The sequence below is a fragment of the Chitinibacter sp. S2-10 genome (assembly GCF_046530675.1).
Lineage (GTDB): Bacteria > Pseudomonadota > Gammaproteobacteria > Burkholderiales > Chitinibacteraceae > Chitinibacter.
The window spans coordinates 1,811,297-1,826,834 of record NZ_CP172558.1; the positions used below are offsets into that span (position 1 = coordinate 1,811,297).

A 15,538-nucleotide genomic window follows, 5' to 3' on the forward strand; every position below is an offset into this window, starting at 1 on the left:
GGTATGTGGCTGCAGCCTAAATTGGCTGTGGCTCATGGCTCAATACATCATATGGGTAATGGTTTGAAAAGTCTGCTGACCACGCTGTGGGTCGGTGGCATGTGGATCATCGGTGTGGTGGTTGCGCCCATCCTATTTCAGTCGCTGGATAACCGGACTGCTGGCATGGTGGCGGGGAAGTTGTTTCACGCCATAGGCTGGATCGGCATTGTTGCCGGAATCTATCTGATGATCTGGTGGCTCTGGGTCGAGGGCGCGCGGGCATTCAAGGGCGGCAAACTCTGGCTGGTGATTGGCATGCTGCTCTGTACGCTGATTAACCAATTTGCGATTTTCCCAATTATCGCCGGAATCAAACCTGCAGTGAGTACGGCGGCCGAAGGGATGTTTGGTGGCGGCCTGGCGCAGTGGCACACGATTTCAAGCCTGATTTATTTATTGCAAAGCGTATTCGGCCTGCTTTATATCTGGCAGCATGATTGAAAGACATGAAAAAGGGCGCTAAAGCGCCCTGTGCAAGACTTAAATTTTTGTGTTTAAGCCGCTTTTTTCTTCTTTGGCAGCATGATTTTGGGTTTTTCGGTATTGCTAGGGCGGTAAATCAGTAGCAATTTGCCCAGCATCTGCACTGGCGCAGCGCCCAGATCGGCACAAATTTGCTTCATGAACTGGGCGCGTGCTTCGCGGTCGTCGCCCAGAACGCGGATTTTGATCAATTCATGAGCATCCAGATTAACGGCAATTTCACGCATCACTGCGTCGGTCAGGCCATTATTCCCAATCATAACCACCGGATTAAGGTGATGCGCCAGACTACGCAAATGACGGCATTGATCCGGGGTAAGTTCTAACATAGGTGCAAATCCTTGAAAATCTTTATAACTAACAGGGTAGTTTAACTGATGGCTCGTTCTAATTCCAGTAACGTTTGGTTGCGCGAGCACGTCAACGACCATTATGTGCATATGGCCAAGAAAGACGGTTATCGCGCCCGTGCCGCATACAAGCTGCTCGAAATCGACGAAAAAGACAAGTTGATCAAGCCCGGAATGTGGGTCGCCGATTTGGGCGCAGCGCCAGGCAGCTGGTGTCAGGTGGCCATGCCCAAAGTGGGGCCGAGTGGCCGGGTTTTTGCGCTCGATATTCTTGAAATGGATCCGGTGCGTGGCGTCGAATTTGTGCAGGGTGATTTTCGTGAAGAAGAAGTATTGAATAAATTCAATGCGCTGCTTGGTGGCAGACAAGTGGATCTTGTAATCTGCGATATGGCACCCAATATTACCGGTACAGCTGTGACTGATCAGGCGCGCAGCATGTATTTATGCGAATTAGCGCTTGAATTTGCTCGCGAGCAGCTTAAACCCGGTGGTCATTTTCTGGTCAAGGTGTTTCAGGGCGCCGGATTTCCCGAATATATGTCGGCAATGCGTGAAACTTTTGCCAGTGTAGTCTCTCGAAAACCTAAAGCCTCACGTGATCGCAGCTCGGAAATCTACCTTTTGGGTAAGCAAAAAAAGGCTTAAGCAATTGCTCGATCCGAGTAAAATAGTTTTGTCATTCCCGAATTTGGGACAAACAGGAGTAAAGCCGTGAACAATCTCGGCAAGAATATCGCCATTTGGTTAATCGTCGGTCTGGTACTGATGACCATTTTCAACCAGTTTTCGAAGCATCAGGATACTTCGACTCAAATCCCTTATTCGCAATTCATGGTTGAAGTCGAGCAAGGCCGGATTGCGAGCGCCGAGATCGAAGGTAGCCCATTGCGCGGTCAATGGATACGCGGCAAAAAGTCCGATGGCAGCAATTACGCGACTTTGGCGCCGTTTGACTTCCGCATGGTCGATACGCTGATCAAGCACAACGTCAAATTCGCCGCCAAACCGGAAGAAGAACCTAGCCTGTTGATGAATATCCTGATCAACTGGTTCCCGATGTTGTTGTTGATCGGCGTCTGGATTTTCTTTATGCGCCAGATGCAGGGCGGCGGGAAAGGTGGCGCGTTCTCATTTGGCAAATCCAAAGCCAAAATGCTCGACGAGAGTAATAACGCAGTCACTTTTGCCGACGTTGCCGGTTGCGATGAAGCAAAAGAAGAAGTATCCGAAATCGTCGATTACCTGCGCGATCCAAGCAAATACCAGAGTCTGGGTGGCCGCATGCCACGTGGTATTTTGATGGTCGGCTCGCCCGGTACGGGTAAAACTCTGCTGGCCAAAGCGATTGCCGGTGAAGCCAAAGTGCCGTTTTTCTCGATTTCCGGTTCCGACTTCGTCGAAATGTTTGTCGGTGTCGGTGCTGCGCGTGTTCGCGATATGTTCGAGAACGCCAAGAAAAACGCACCTTGCATTATTTTTATCGACGAGATCGACGCAGTAGGTCGTCAACGTGGCGCAGGTATGGGCGGCGGTAACGACGAGCGCGAGCAAACCCTGAACCAGATGCTGGTTGAAATGGATGGCTTTGAAGGCAATTCGGGCATTATCGTGATTGCTGCGACTAACCGCCCAGACGTACTCGACCCTGCGCTGATGCGTCCGGGTCGATTCGACCGTCAAGTGGTGGTGTCTCTGCCGGATATTCGCGGTCGTGAGCAAATTCTGGGCGTCCATATGCGCAAAGTGCCAATTGCCAATGACGTCGATGCTTCCGTTTTGGCTCGCGGCACGCCAGGTATGTCGGGTGCCGATCTGGCCAATCTGGTCAATGAAGCGGCTTTGTTTGCTGCTCGCCGTAACAAGCGTCTGGTCGATATGGCAGATTTCGAGTCAGCGAAAGACAAGATCTATATGGGGCCAGAGCGCCGCAGCATGGTGATGACTGAAGATGAGCGTCGTGCTACGGCGTATCACGAGTCAGGTCACGCTGTGGTGGCTGAAATGCTCGAAGGTACTGATCCGGTGCATAAAGTCACGATTATGCCGCGTGGCCGTGCCTTGGGTCTGACTTGGCAGTTGCCAGAGCGTGACCGTTTCTCGCATTACAAAGATCAAATGCTGAACGAATTGGCGATTTTGTTTGGTGGCCGTGTTGCAGAAGATCTGTTTATCAACCGCATTTCTACCGGTGCATCGAATGACTTTGAGCGTGCAACTGCAATGGCGCGTGATATGGTGACTCGTTATGGTATGACCGAGAAAATGGGGCCTATGGTTTACGCCGAAAATGACGGTGAAGTTTTCCTAGGGCGCTCGGTGACGACACACAAGAATGTTTCTGAGTCGACCATGCAACAAGTTGATTCCGAAATTCGCCGGATTATCGATGAACAATATGCGCTGGCGGTCAAAATTCTGAGCGAGAACCGTGACAAGGTTGAAGCCATGACCACCGCTCTGATGGATTGGGAAACGATTGATAGGGAGCAGGTGCTCGACATCATGGAGGGGCGTCCACCACGTCCGCCGAAAGAATTGCCGCCAGTTCGCAAAGTTGCGCCGCCAGAAAGCGATACACCAACGGGCGGTGCTGAAGCGCCGGCAGCACCGGCAGCAGAAGTTTAAAGAGTTTGATGTCAGTAAAGGCGGCGCAAGCCGCCTTTGTCATTTAGAGGCAGGGCAGAATGAATCATATAGTTGCTTGTGGCCGCTACCGGCTGGCGTTAGAGCGACCTCTGGTGATGGGAATCGTCAATATCACGCCGGATTCGTTTTCAGATGGCGGGCGTTACAATTCGCTCACCGCTGCTTTGCAGCGCATCGAACAACTGCATAAAGACGGCGCAGACATCATTGATATTGGTGGGGAGTCAACGCGGCCCGGTGCTGCGGCTGTGTCGGTCGATGAAGAGCTGGCCCGTGTGATGCCGGTGATTGAGGCCGCAGTTCAGTTGGATATCCCGATTTCGATTGATACCTGCAAAAGCGAAGTGATGATCGCGGCGCTCAAAGCGGGTGTTGACCTGATCAATGATATTGCCGGTCTGGAAGCGCCTGGTGCGATTGAGGCGTTGCAACAGAGCCAGGCCGGGGTTTGCCTGATGCATAAGCAGGGCAATCCACAAACGATGCAGACCGAGCCGTTTTATCATGATGTCGTTGCCGAGGTGACTCAGTATTTGAAAGTACGTTCGCAAGTGGTGATCAATGCGGCGATTGAACGTGAGCGTATCGTTCTTGACCCGGGTTTTGGTTTTGGCAAAACGCTGCTGCATAACCGTGCTTTGTTTCGTTCTTTGTCGGCGATGCAGCAAGAATTGGATTTTCCGTTGCTGGTTGGTGTTTCACGCAAGCGCATGCTCGGCGAGCTGACCGGGCGCGAAGTGGGTGACAGAATGGTCGCTAGCGTGACGGCAGCAGTCTTGGCGGCTCAAGCCGGTGCTGCAATTGTGCGTGTGCACGACGTAAGGGATACATTGGATGCGTTAAAGGTTTGGCACGGGTTAAAATAAGCCGCACTTTTAAAAGGGTTAAGTAATGGCGCGTAAATATTTTGGTACCGACGGGGTGCGTGGTTTGGTGGGCGAATATCCGATTACGCCCGATTTTGCGATGAAGCTGGGTTATGCCGCAGGGCGGGTGCTGGTCGCTGAAGCGATGAAAAAAGGCATGCACGAACATCCGGGCGTGTTGATTGGTAAAGACACTCGCGTTTCAGGTTATATGCTTGAAGCGGCTTTGCAGGCCGGTTTTAATGCCGCCGGTGTTGATTGCCATCTGACCGGCCCTTTGCCTACGCCGGGAATCGCCTATTTGACCCGCGCTTTACGCCTGTCTGCCGGTGTCGTGATTTCCGCATCGCACAATCCTTATCATGACAATGGCATCAAATTTTTTGGTGCTGGCGGCAAAAAGCTGGCCGATGACGTTGAGTTGGCGATTGAAGCCGCGATTGATGAGGCACAACCCTGTGTGACGCCGAAGCAGATTGGCCGTTCGTGGCGTATCAACGATGCCGCCGGGCGTTATATCGAATTTTGCAAATCGACTTTCCCCAATGATCTCGACTTGCGTGGTTTGAAGCTGGTGATCGATTGCGCTCATGGTGCGACTTACCATATTGCACCGCATGTTTTTCATGAATTGGGTGCCGAGGTGGTGACGATTGGTGCGCAACCCGACGGTTTTAATATCAATGAAGAAGTCGGCGCAACTCATCCCGAAACGCTGCGTTTGAAAGTGCTCTCCGAAGGCGCTCATTTTGGTATCGCGCTCGACGGTGATGGCGATCGCCTGATTATGGTTGACCGTGATGGCACGATTGTTGACGGCGATCAGTTGCTCTACGTGCTGGCGATTTATCGCCAGCAAAAAGGGACGTTGGGTGAAGGGGTTGTCGGAACCTTGATGACCAATCTCGGCGTTGAAAATGCGCTCAAGCAGCGCGGCATTGGGTTTGTTCGCGCCAAAGTCGGCGACCGTTATGTGCTGGAACAGCTCGAAGCCAAAGGCTGGCTGATCGGCGGCGAAGGTTCAGGTCATTTGCTTTGCCTTGATCGCCATACCACAGGTGACGGCATTATCTCGGCGCTGCAAGTGATGCAGGCGTTGAAAGAAAGCGCGCAGAGTCTGGCTGGCTTTTGCAAGGATTTGCAGCTTTCAAAGCAGGTACTGAAAAATGTCCGGATCGCCAAGGGTTTTGATTGTCACTCCTCGGACGCGATCAAAGCCAAAGTGCAAGAGGCTGAAGCCGCGATGGGCAGTGATGGCCGCGTCTTGCTGCGTCCATCGGGAACCGAGCCTGTTGTGCGCGTGATGGTCGAGCATATCAACCCGGTCGAGGCGCGCGAATGGGCCGAGCAAATCGCTGTTGTGGTCGGCAATGAGGCAGCTGCGTACGAGGTCTGATGGGGTATTGCTCTGTAGATCTCGCTAGTATTTGTGTTGAAGAAAATACCCTGCTGGAGTAAAAAGGGCTGCAACTTGATTCAAGTTGCAGCCCTTTTCTATGGCGTCAGATGGATTAACCGAATTTACCGGTAATATAATCTTCGGTTGCCTTGACCGTTGGTGCGGTGAAAATGGTGTCTGTTTCGCCCATTTCGATCAGCTCGCCCAGATACATATACGCGGTGTAATCCGAAATTCGTGCCGCCTGTTGCATATTGTGCGTCACAATCGCGATGGTGTAATCCTTCTTCAGTTCATGTACCAGCTCTTCAACGTGTGCAGTTGAGATCGGGTCGAGTGCCGAAGTTGGCTCGTCCAGTAGCAAAACTTCCGGTTTGACTGCGACAGCGCGCGCAATGCACAAGCGCTGTTGCTGACCACCCGAGAGTCCAAGTCCGGATTGCTTGAGTTTGTCTTTGACCTCGTTCCACAGCGCGGCTTTGGATAGCGCCCATTCGATGCGGTCGTCCATTTCCGATTTGCTTAACTGTTCGTACAGCTTGACGCCAAATGCGACATTGTCATAAATCGACATTGGAAATGGTGTTGGTTTCTGAAAAACCATGCCGACTTTGGCGCGCAACATATTCAGATCGATGCCGGGGCGCAGGATGTTTTCGCCGTTAAGCAGGATTTCACCGGTCGCGCGCAATTTCGGGTACAGATCGTACATGCGGTTGAAGGTGCGCAGCAGCGTCGATTTGCCGCAGCCCGATGGACCGATAAAGGCAGTCACTTTGCCTTCGCGAATATCCAGGTTGATGTTTTTTAGTGCATGGAACTGACCGTAATAAAAATCGAGATTTTTAACGGCAAGCGTTACCGAGTGTTCAGCAGTCATTTCAGTCGTCCAGATCAATGTTGTTTTGGCTGGCGCAGCATTACGCGAGCAATAATATTCAAGGCAAGTACAAACAGGCCGATCAGCAGCGAGCCGGCCCAGGCCAGCGTATGCCAATCTTCATAAGGGCTCATCGCGAACTGGAAAATCACCACCGGCAAATTGGCCATAGGCTGATTCATATTCGAGAAGAATTGATTATTCAGAGCAGTAAACAGCAGTGGTGCGGTTTCGCCAAGAATCCGGGCAATGGCTAGCAAGATGCCAGTGGCAACCCCCGTTTTAGCTGCGCGCAAGGTAACAAACAGCACCATTTTCCATTGTGGTGCACCGAGGGCATAAGCCGCTTCGCGCATCGCCGTTGGCACCAGACGCAACATGTTTTCTGTCGTACGCAACACGACCGGAACGACCAGAATCGAGAGCGCCAACGAGCCGGCCCAGCCAGAAAAATGTTCGACCTGTGCTACGTAGATTTCAAAAACAAACAGACCAATCACGATCGATGGTGCAGAAAGCAGAATGTCGTTAATGAATCGAGTTGCGGGGCCCAGCCAGCCACGGTTGCCAAATTCGGCCAGATAGGTCCCGGCCATAATGCCGATCGGGGTGCCGATCAGGACGGCTACGGCTGTCATTTGCAGGCTACCCAGAATGGCATTGGCAAGCCCGCCTTGGCTGCCTGGCGCAGGGGTCGACTGGGTAAAGGTGTCTATCGTGATCCCCGGCAAACCATTGACAAAGAGGGTGTGCAAAATCCAGCCTAGCCAGAACAGCCCGAAAGCCATTGCTGCATATGCTAGAACCTGACTGACTTGGTTGATGATCAGTCGGCGGGTATATAAATTACTCATGATGTCGCTCGCTTAAGAATGAGTACCTTCGCCGGACTCCAAGCGCATCAGCAGCAGCTTGGATAAAACCAGAACGATAAAGGTGATAAAGAACAGCAGCAGACCCAATTCGATCAGCGCAGAGGTGTATAGCTCACCGTGTGCTTCGGTAAATTCATTGGCCAGCGTTGCTGAAATCGTGGTTGCCGGGTCAAAGAGCGAATTCGATAGCTGTTGTGAATTGCCGATGACAAAAGTAATGGCCATGGTTTCGCCCAAGGCGCGACCCAGCCCGAGCATAATCCCGCCGATAATGCCGTTCTTGGTGTAGGGGACGACAATGTTCCAGATTACTTCCCAGCGGGTTGAACCCAATCCGTATGCTGATTCTTTCAGCATTGCCGGGACGATCTCGAATACATCACGCATCACGGATGCGACGAAAGGAATGACCATGATCGACAGAATCAAACCGGCAGTAAACATGCCGATGCCCATGGGGGCGCCGGTAAACAGTTCGGCCAGAAACGGGATGTCGGCGCTTTTTTCCATCATCCATGGCTGAATGTTGTCAGCGAAATAGGGGGCAAAAACAAACAAGCCCCACATGCCGTAGACGATGGATGGAATACCTGCGAGCAGCTCGATGGCGATGCCGAGTGGTCGGCGCAACCAGATGGGCGATAGCTCGGTTAGAAAAAGCGCAATGCCGAAGCTGACTGGGACGGCAACAATGAGCGCAATCGCCGCCGAAAGCAGCGTCCCGCGAATTGAAGGCCAGGCGCCAAATTGCTCGGTCACCGGATTCCAGTCGCTGGAGCTGATAAATCCCAAGCCAAAAGCCTTAATGCTAGGGAGCGCACCATGGAGCAAGGAAATGATGATCGCAGTTAGTGTGAATAACACCAGGGCAGCAAAGAAACGTGTGGCATTTACAAATAATGCGTCTTGCAGGCGCTGAATTTTCATGCGCTCATTTTGAGAAGACATCAAACTCTCCAATCCTTCATACACAGACAAACACCCAATCATGACTTGCCATGATTGGGTGTTGATTCACAGCAAGGCTGCGAATATTAAGTGATTATTTCCAAATTGGCTTGTTACCGTCTGTGATCTGCGCTTTCCAGTTGGCTTTAATCATGGCAACCACGCTGTCTGGCATTGGGATGTAATCCAGATCCAGTGCCGTTTTATCAGCGTCTGCACCATAAGCCCAGTCAAAGAATTTCAATACCTCGGCGGCTTGCGCTACTTTGTCCTGTTTCTTGTGCATCAGGATGAAGGTCGGGTTGGCGATAGGCCAAGACGCTTTGCCTGCGGCATTGGTGGTAATCAGGAACATGCCGGGCGCTGATTTCCAGTCAGCGCCAGCTTGTGAGGCGATGAAGGCGTCTTCAGAAGGTTGTACGAAATTGCCTTCCTTATTCTGCAGTTGAGTGTGCGTTAGTTTGTTTTGCTTAGCGTAGGCAAATTCGACGTAGCCGATTGAACCTTTGATGCGCTGAACATAATTAGCAACGCCTTCATTGCCCTTGCCGCCTACGCCCGCTGGCCATTGTACTGAAGTGTTAGCACCTACTTTCTCTTTCCACTCGGCGGAAACTTTTGAGAGGTAGTCGGTAAAGACGAATGTGGTGCCGGAGCCGTCAGAGCGACGAACGACGGTGATTGCCTGATCGGGTAGTTTCAATCCTGCGTTGGCTGCAGCCAGAGCTGGGTCATTCCAGCGCTTGATTTTGCCCAGATAAATATCAGTCAGCGTTTGTGGCGTTAGTTTGAGTTGACCAGATGCAATGCCTGGAATATTGACGACAGGAACCACGCCGCCAACGACGGTCGGAAATTGCATCAAACCGGCTTTGTCCAGCTCTTCAGGCTTCAAAGGCATGTCTGATGCGCCAAAATCAACGGTTTTAGCTTGGATTTGCTTGATGCCGCCGCCTGAGCCAATTGATTGGTAGTTCAGACCAGTCCCTGTTTTGGCTTTATACATTTCAGCCCATTTGGCATACAGCGGGTAAGGGAAGGTTGCGCCAGCGCCGGTAATGTCGGCGGCCATTGCTTGGGTAAACAGACCAGCTACCAGGCCTGCACTGACGATTAGTTTGCGAGTCAAAGTCATTTGGAATCTCCAGATTGGAATGAGGTTGTTACTGTTGATGGGGTGCATCTTAGCGATGAATTGTTTCTGAAATATTACATGTCTTTATCTGTGTGTCGGCATGTAGGGGAAAACAAGGTTTGACGGTGCGGGAGCGGGGTTGTTACCATCACGCCCTCATTCGCCAAAGAGGGTGGTTCGGGTTATGGTCAAGCAAATGGTGATTGGTAACTGGAAGCTGCATGGTAGTATCGGGCAGCTTAAATCTGTCTTGGGTGAAGTGGCGCAAGCGCGACTGGATGCGAATATTGGTGTCTGTGTGCCTGCTCCATATTTAATGCTGGCTAAACAGATTTTGCAGCATACCCATGTACAGTGTGGCGCTCAGGACGTTAGCCAGTACCATATAGGGCCATATACTGGGGAGGTCTCTTCTGGGATGTTGGCCGATGTGGGCTGTGAAATGGTCATTATCGGTCACTCGGAGCGTCGTCGTCTGTTTGGTGAAACAACCGAGCAGGCAGGGGTAAAATTGCGCTCGGCGCTGGATGCGGGGTTGTTTGGTGTTTATTGCGTTGGCGAATCGGCAGAAGAGCGTCGCCAGGGAGTGGCAGAGCAGGTCGTTGCTGCTCAGCTTGAAGTGTTAAAAGGTTTGCCGATTGGTCTGTTTGCCGTGGCTTACGAACCGTCTTGGGCGGTGGGAAGCGGTATAGTTGCTTCGGGCGAGCAGATTTCCCCGATGCATGCCTTGATTAAAGATCGGCTCGAAGATCGGGTTAGGGTGCTGTATGGCGGTAGCGTGAAATCGGATAATGCAGCTCAGATTCTGGCTGTGGATCATGTGGACGGTGTATTGGTCGGCGGTGCAGCACTGTCGGCGTTTGAGTTTTTGGCAATTTGCCAAGCGGCGCGCTGATTGGTACAATTCACGCCGCCTTAGGGAAGGAAATTATGGACTTTATTACAAGTTTGGTGCTGATAGTGAATGTGATCTCTGCGTTGGCAGTGATCGTTCTGGTGTTAATGCAGCACGGCAAAGGCGCGGACATGGGGGCTGCTTTCGGTAGTGGCTCTGCTGGGAGTGTTTTTGGGGCGTCAGGTTCGGCCAATTTCTTGAGCCGTTCGACCGGTATTTGCGCAGCTGTGTTTTTTGTTACATGCATGGCTCTGGTGTTGTTGACCGCGCCCAAAAGTAGTCGGGGTGATCTGGGGGTGATGTCTGGTGTGGCTTCTGCGCCCGCTGTTGCGTCACAGCCGGTTGGACAGAAAATTCCTGATTGAGTTAATCCGCTAGCCTGACGTTTGTCTGGGCTGTCAATTGAATGCTTGGCTGAGCTGCTTTTGGTTAGCTTGGTTATGTGTATGAATAGCGATCACTTGCTTGGTCGCGGTTTCTGTTTTTTGTGTTATTTCTGAACTGGGGATTTTCATGCTGCAAGACTATTTCCCCATCCTGCTTTTCCTTGTTGTCGGTCTGGTGGTGGGTGTGTTGCCGCTGCTGCTCGGCGCTGGGATCGGTAAGGTCTTGGGAACGGTTCGGCCAGATTCGGCAAAATTATCACCTTACGAGTGCGGTTTTGAAGCGTTCGAAGATGCGCGCATGCAGTTTGATGTGCGTTATTACTTGGTGGCGATTCTGTTTATTCTGTTCGATTTGGAAGTCGCATTTTTGGTTCCTTGGGCTGTTGTGCTCAAAGAGCTGGGTATGTTTGGCTTTGTATCGATGATGATTTTCCTGGCCATTCTGGTGGTCGGCTTCGTCTACGAGTGGATGAAGGGTGCGCTGGAGTGGGAGTGAGATAAATGGAAGCTCAAAGTCTCGAAAAAGGTTTTGTTACGACCACCGTTGATGCGGTGGTTAACTGGACGCGTACCGGCTCTTTGTGGCCAATGACGTTTGGGTTGGCTTGTTGTGCGGTGGAAATGATGCAGGCAGGTGCTGCGCGTTACGATTTGGATCGTTTCGGTATCGTTTTTCGTCCGTCGCCACGTCAATCCGATTTGATGATCGTTGCTGGTACTTTGTGTAACAAGATGGCGCCGGCGCTGCGCAAGGTCTATGACCAGATGCCCGAACCGCGCTGGGCTATTTCAATGGGGTCGTGCGCTAATGGTGGCGGCTATTACCATTATTCGTATTCGGTTGTGCGCGGCTGTGACCGTATTGTGCCGATCGATATTTATGTGCCGGGCTGTCCTCCGACAGCTGAAGCGCTGTTGTATGGTTTGATCCAGTTGCAAAACAAGATCAAGCGTACTAATTCAATTGCGCGTTCTTGAGGTGAGCCATGGCCAATAAGCTAGAAACACTGATTGAAAACCTGCGCGCTGTTCTGGGTGAATCCCTCTCTCTGAAAAATGCATTGGGCGAAGTAACGATTGAAGTGCCGGCTGCTCAATGGGCGGAAGTGGCTTTGCAATTGCGTGATAATGCCAGTCTGCGTTTTGAGCAACTGGTTGACGCTTGTGGCGTTGACTATAGCGAGTACAAAGATGGGGCGTGGGAAGGCTCGCGCTTTGCCGTTGTTTATCACTTGTTGTCATTTACTCATAATGTCCGTTTGCGCGTTCGCGTGTTCTGTGCGGATGATTCGTTCCCCGTGATTAATTCTGTAGTCGATGTGTGGCCCGCGATTAACTGGTTTGAACGTGAAGCATTTGACTTGTATGGCATTGTATTCCAAGGGCATCCGGATCTACGGCGTATCCTGACTGACTATGGTTTTGTTGGTCATCCGTTCCGCAAGGATTTCCCATTGTCGGGTTATGTAGAAATGCGTTATGACCCGGAGCAAGCCCGTGTTGTATACCAGCCTGTAACCATCGATCCGCGTGAAATTACCCCACGCATTATTCGCGAGGAGAACTACGGTGGCTGCTGAAATCCGTAATTACACCTTGAATTTCGGTCCTCAACACCCTGCTGCGCATGGCGTATTGCGCCTAGTGTTGGAGCTGGATGGTGAAGTCGTTGAGCGCGCTGACCCACATGTTGGTCTCTTGCATCGCGCAACTGAAAAGCTGGCCGAAAGTAAAACTTACATTCAGTCTCTGCCTTATATGGATCGTCTTGATTATGTGTCAATGATGTCCAATGAGCATGCTTATTGCATGGCTATTGAGAAGTTGCTCGGCTTGGAAGTGCCAATTCGTGCGCAGTATATTCGCGTGATGTTTGACGAGATTACTCGTGTTTTGAATCACCTGATGTGGATTGGTGCTCACGGCCTGGACTGTGGCGCAATGACCATCTTCCTGTACGCATTCCGCGAGCGTGAAGACCTGATGGATTGCTACGAAGCCGTTTCCGGTGCTCGTATGCACGCAGCATATTATCGCCCGGGTGGTGTTTATCGTGATCTGCCTGATGAAATGCCGCAGTATCAAGCGTCAAAAGTACGTAACGCTGCTGCAATTAAAGATTTGAACAAGAATCGTCAAGGCAGCTTGCTCGATTTTATCGAAGACTTCACCAATCGTTTTCCGACCTATGTCGATGAGTATGAAACACTGTTGACGGATAACCGTATCTGGAAGCAACGTACTGTCGGTATCGGCGTGGTCAATGCTGATCGAGCCAAGGCACTGGGTTTTTCTGGCCCGATGCTGCGTGGTTCTGGTGTTGAGTGGGACTTGCGTAAAACCCAGCCGTATGAAGTTTACGACCAACTGGATTTCGATATTCCAGTTGGCAAGACTGGCGACTGTTATGATCGCTATCTGGTTCGTGTTGAAGAAATGCGCCAGTCAAATAGCATTATCAAACAGTGCGTTGCATGGCTCAAAGCTAATCCGGGTCCTGTGATTACCGATAACCACAAAGTTGCTCCTCCATCGCGCGAAGCGATGAAAGAAAACATGGAAGAGCTGATTCACCACTTCAAGCTGTTCACTGAAGGTATGCACGTGCCTGAGGGTGAAGCCTATGCCGCCGTTGAACATCCAAAAGGTGAGTTTGGTATCTACCTGATTTCTGATGGCGCTAACAAGCCTTACCGTCTGAAGATTCGTGCGCCAGGTTATGTGCATTTGTCGGCGCTGGATGAAATGGCGCGCGGTCACATGATTTCTGACGTTGTAGCGATCATCGGTACGCAAGATATTGTATTCGGGGAGATTGACCGCTGATGTCTATCAACAATCTTTTATCTGCCGAGTCTTTGGCGCAGATTGATCGCGAAGTGGCCAAGTACCCTGCTGATCAAGCTCGTTCTGCTGTCATGGGGGCTTTGCGCATTGCTCAGACTGAAACGCGCTATTTGACTAATGACATGATTGAATTCATTGCCAACTACCTTGGCATTGCTCCAATGATGGCATACGAAGTCGCAACGTTTTACAACATGTATGACATGAAGCCGGTCGGTAAGCACAAACTCACTGTGTGTACCAATTTGCCTTGTGCTTTGTCGGGTGGGTATACAACGGCGAATTACCTCAAGCAAAAGCTGGGTATTGATTTCAATGAAACGACGGCTGATGGCAAGTTCACTTTGAAAGAAGGTGAGTGCATGGGGGCTTGCGGTTATGCGCCAGTGATGTTGGTGAATAACCATAGCATGTGCAATCACATGACGCCTGAAGCTATCGACAAAAAACTGGCGGAGCTTGAATAATGACCGTCTATGTAAAAGGCGTTGTATTTGAGAACGTCAATTTTGAAGATCCGAACTGCTGGCGCCTGGAAGAATACGTCAAGCGTGGCGGTTATGCCGCACTGAAAAAAATCATCAATGACAAAATCACCCAAGATGACATCATTGCTGATATGAAAACTTCTGGCTTGCGCGGTCGTGGCGGTGCAGGTTTTCCGACTGGCTTGAAATGGTCTTTCATGCCGCGCAGTTTTCCGGGCCAGAAATATCTGGTTTGTAACACTGACGAAGGCGAGCCAGGTACATTTAAAGATTTGGATATTATGGTCTACAACCCGCATGCCCTGATTGAGGGCATGATTATTGGCGGTTACGCCATGGGGATTACCGTAGGTTACAACTATATCCACGGTGAAGTCTTTGAAGCCTATCAACGCTTCGAAGAAGCGCTCGAAGAAGCCCGCGCCGCTGGTTTCCTGGGTGACAATATTCTAGGTTCGGATTTCCGCTTCCAGCTGCATGGACACCACGGTTACGGTGCCTATATTTGCGGCGAAGAGACGGCACTGCTGGAATCTTTGGAAGGTAAAAAAGGCCAGCCGCGCTTTAAGCCTCCATTCCCTGCGTCTTACGGCCTGTACGGCAAGCCAACCACGATTAACAACACTGAGACTTTTGCTTCAGTGCCATACATTATTCGCGAAGGCGGTCAGAAATTCCTTGAACTGGGCAAGCCAAATAATGGCGGCACCAAACTGTTCTCGGTTTCTGGTCACGTTAATCGTCCGGGTAACTACGAAATTCCATTGGGCACACCATTCTCTGAATTACTCGAGATGTGTGGCGGTATGCGTGACGGCAAAAAGCTCAAGGCAGTGATTCCTGGTGGCTCCTCTGCACCGGTGTTGCCTGCTGATGTGATGATGCAATGCACGATGGATTACGACTCAATTGCCAAAGCGGGCTCGATGCTGGGTTCTGGTGCGGTGATTGTGATGGATGAAACAGTTTGTATGGTCAGCGCTCTGGAGCGTTTGTCCTATTTCTATCACGAAGAATCATGTGGTCAGTGTACCCCGTGCCGTGAAGGAACAGGCTGGTTGTATCGTGTAGTACATCGCATCGCCAACGGCGAAGGCCGCCCGGAAGACCTCGATTTGCTGTCACGTGTTGGTGACAATATCGCTGGTCGCACAATTTGTGCTTTGGGTGATGCTGCTGTATTCCCTGTGCGTGGAATGTTGAAACACTTCCGCCATGAATTCGAAGATTTGATTAATAAAGCACAAAAAGCGAAAGGTCTGTAATTTCGCGCTGTTTTAGTCGAGTTTTCTTTT

General features: G+C 51.1%; 18 protein-coding genes. 13 read left to right on the plus strand and 5 right to left on the minus strand.

Features of this window, described 5'->3' with window-relative positions; translation table 11 throughout:
* Positions 1-3 precede the first annotated feature (3 nt).
* The gene (locus ACG2XO_RS08615) at positions 4-483 is read left to right on the plus strand and encodes a DUF4149 domain-containing protein (protein ID WP_410497579.1); all 480 of its coding nucleotides are present in this window, start codon (positions 4-6) and stop codon (positions 481-483) included.
* A 53-nt stretch (positions 484-536) separates the two neighbouring features.
* On the opposite strand, the gene yhbY is transcribed toward ACG2XO_RS08615, so the two are convergent.
* Positions 537-854 carry a ribosome assembly RNA-binding protein YhbY gene (gene yhbY, locus ACG2XO_RS08620; protein ID WP_410497580.1) on the minus strand — a complete coding sequence of 106 codons (318 nt, stop codon included), beginning with the start codon at positions 852-854 and terminating at the stop codon, positions 537-539.
* 45 nt (positions 855-899) lie between these two features.
* On the opposite strand from yhbY, the gene rlmE reads away from it, so the two are divergent.
* From rlmE to glmM, 4 genes are all read left to right on the plus strand, one after another.
* Positions 900-1,523 (plus strand): 23S rRNA (uridine(2552)-2'-O)-methyltransferase RlmE, encoded by a 624-nt coding sequence (gene rlmE, locus ACG2XO_RS08625; protein ID WP_410500244.1) that lies wholly within the window; start codon positions 900-902, stop codon positions 1,521-1,523.
* Between the two features lie 66 nt (positions 1,524-1,589).
* Positions 1,590-3,503, plus strand: coding sequence for an ATP-dependent zinc metalloprotease FtsH (gene ftsH / locus ACG2XO_RS08630; protein WP_410497581.1), 1,914 nt, complete (start codon positions 1,590-1,592; stop codon positions 3,501-3,503).
* Between the two features lie 59 nt (positions 3,504-3,562).
* Positions 3,563-4,390, plus strand: coding sequence for a dihydropteroate synthase (folP, locus tag ACG2XO_RS08635; protein ID WP_410497583.1), 828 nt, complete (start codon positions 3,563-3,565; stop codon positions 4,388-4,390).
* Positions 4,391-4,415: 25 nt separating this feature from the next.
* Positions 4,416-5,786, plus strand: coding sequence for a phosphoglucosamine mutase (gene glmM / locus ACG2XO_RS08640; RefSeq protein WP_410497584.1), 1,371 nt, complete (start codon positions 4,416-4,418; stop codon positions 5,784-5,786).
* Positions 5,787-5,901: 115 nt separating this feature from the next.
* Here glmM and pstB read toward each other — a convergent pair whose 3' ends face one another.
* The 4 genes from pstB to pstS form a co-directional block, all read right to left on the minus strand.
* A complete protein-coding gene (gene pstB, locus ACG2XO_RS08645) occupies positions 5,902-6,669 on the minus strand; it encodes a phosphate ABC transporter ATP-binding protein PstB (protein WP_410497585.1) in 768 nt (255 codons plus the stop codon).
* Between the two features lie 14 nt (positions 6,670-6,683).
* A complete protein-coding gene (gene pstA / locus ACG2XO_RS08650; protein ID WP_410497586.1) occupies positions 6,684-7,523 on the minus strand; it encodes a phosphate ABC transporter permease PstA in 840 nt (279 codons plus the stop codon).
* Between the two features lie 12 nt (positions 7,524-7,535).
* Entirely contained in the window at positions 7,536-8,492 is a 957-nt protein-coding gene (pstC, locus tag ACG2XO_RS08655) for a phosphate ABC transporter permease subunit PstC (protein ID WP_410497587.1), read from the minus strand.
* 94 nt (positions 8,493-8,586) lie between these two features.
* Positions 8,587-9,627 carry a phosphate ABC transporter substrate-binding protein PstS gene (pstS, locus tag ACG2XO_RS08660; protein ID WP_410497588.1) on the minus strand — a complete coding sequence of 347 codons (1,041 nt, stop codon included), beginning with the start codon at positions 9,625-9,627 and terminating at the stop codon, positions 8,587-8,589.
* A gap of 184 nt (positions 9,628-9,811) precedes the next feature.
* On the opposite strand from pstS, the gene tpiA reads away from it, so the two are divergent.
* The 8 genes from tpiA (at position 9,812) to nuoF (ending at position 15,508) form a co-directional block, all read left to right on the plus strand.
* Complete coding sequence (gene tpiA, locus ACG2XO_RS08665) at positions 9,812-10,522, plus strand: triose-phosphate isomerase (RefSeq protein ID WP_410497589.1); 711 nt, start codon at positions 9,812-9,814, stop codon at positions 10,520-10,522.
* Positions 10,523-10,557: 35 nt separating this feature from the next.
* A complete protein-coding gene (gene secG, locus ACG2XO_RS08670; protein WP_410500245.1) occupies positions 10,558-10,887 on the plus strand; it encodes a preprotein translocase subunit SecG in 330 nt (109 codons plus the stop codon).
* Between the two features lie 148 nt (positions 10,888-11,035).
* On the plus strand, positions 11,036-11,404 hold the full coding sequence (gene ndhC / locus ACG2XO_RS08675) for an NADH-quinone oxidoreductase subunit A (protein ID WP_180306187.1): 369 nt from the start codon (positions 11,036-11,038) through the stop codon (positions 11,402-11,404).
* A gap of 5 nt (positions 11,405-11,409) precedes the next feature.
* Positions 11,410-11,886 carry a NuoB/complex I 20 kDa subunit family protein gene (locus ACG2XO_RS08680; RefSeq protein WP_410497590.1) on the plus strand — a complete coding sequence of 159 codons (477 nt, stop codon included), beginning with the start codon at positions 11,410-11,412 and terminating at the stop codon, positions 11,884-11,886.
* A gap of 8 nt (positions 11,887-11,894) precedes the next feature.
* Positions 11,895-12,488: an NADH-quinone oxidoreductase subunit C gene (locus tag ACG2XO_RS08685; RefSeq protein WP_410497591.1), complete on the plus strand. Its 594-nt coding sequence runs from the start codon at positions 11,895-11,897 to the stop codon at positions 12,486-12,488.
* Positions 12,478-13,734 carry an NADH-quinone oxidoreductase subunit D gene (locus ACG2XO_RS08690; RefSeq protein ID WP_410497592.1) on the plus strand — a complete coding sequence of 419 codons (1,257 nt, stop codon included), beginning with the start codon at positions 12,478-12,480 and terminating at the stop codon, positions 13,732-13,734. The genes ACG2XO_RS08685 and ACG2XO_RS08690 overlap by 11 nt, the downstream gene beginning before the upstream one ends.
* The gene (gene nuoE, locus ACG2XO_RS08695) at positions 13,734-14,222 is read left to right on the plus strand and encodes an NADH-quinone oxidoreductase subunit NuoE (protein ID WP_410497593.1); all 489 of its coding nucleotides are present in this window, start codon (positions 13,734-13,736) and stop codon (positions 14,220-14,222) included. The genes ACG2XO_RS08690 and nuoE overlap by 1 nt, the downstream gene beginning before the upstream one ends.
* Positions 14,222-15,508 carry an NADH-quinone oxidoreductase subunit NuoF gene (gene nuoF / locus ACG2XO_RS08700; protein WP_410497594.1) on the plus strand — a complete coding sequence of 429 codons (1,287 nt, stop codon included), beginning with the start codon at positions 14,222-14,224 and terminating at the stop codon, positions 15,506-15,508. The genes nuoE and nuoF overlap by 1 nt, the downstream gene beginning before the upstream one ends.
* The last annotated feature ends 30 nt before the right edge of the window (positions 15,509-15,538 follow it).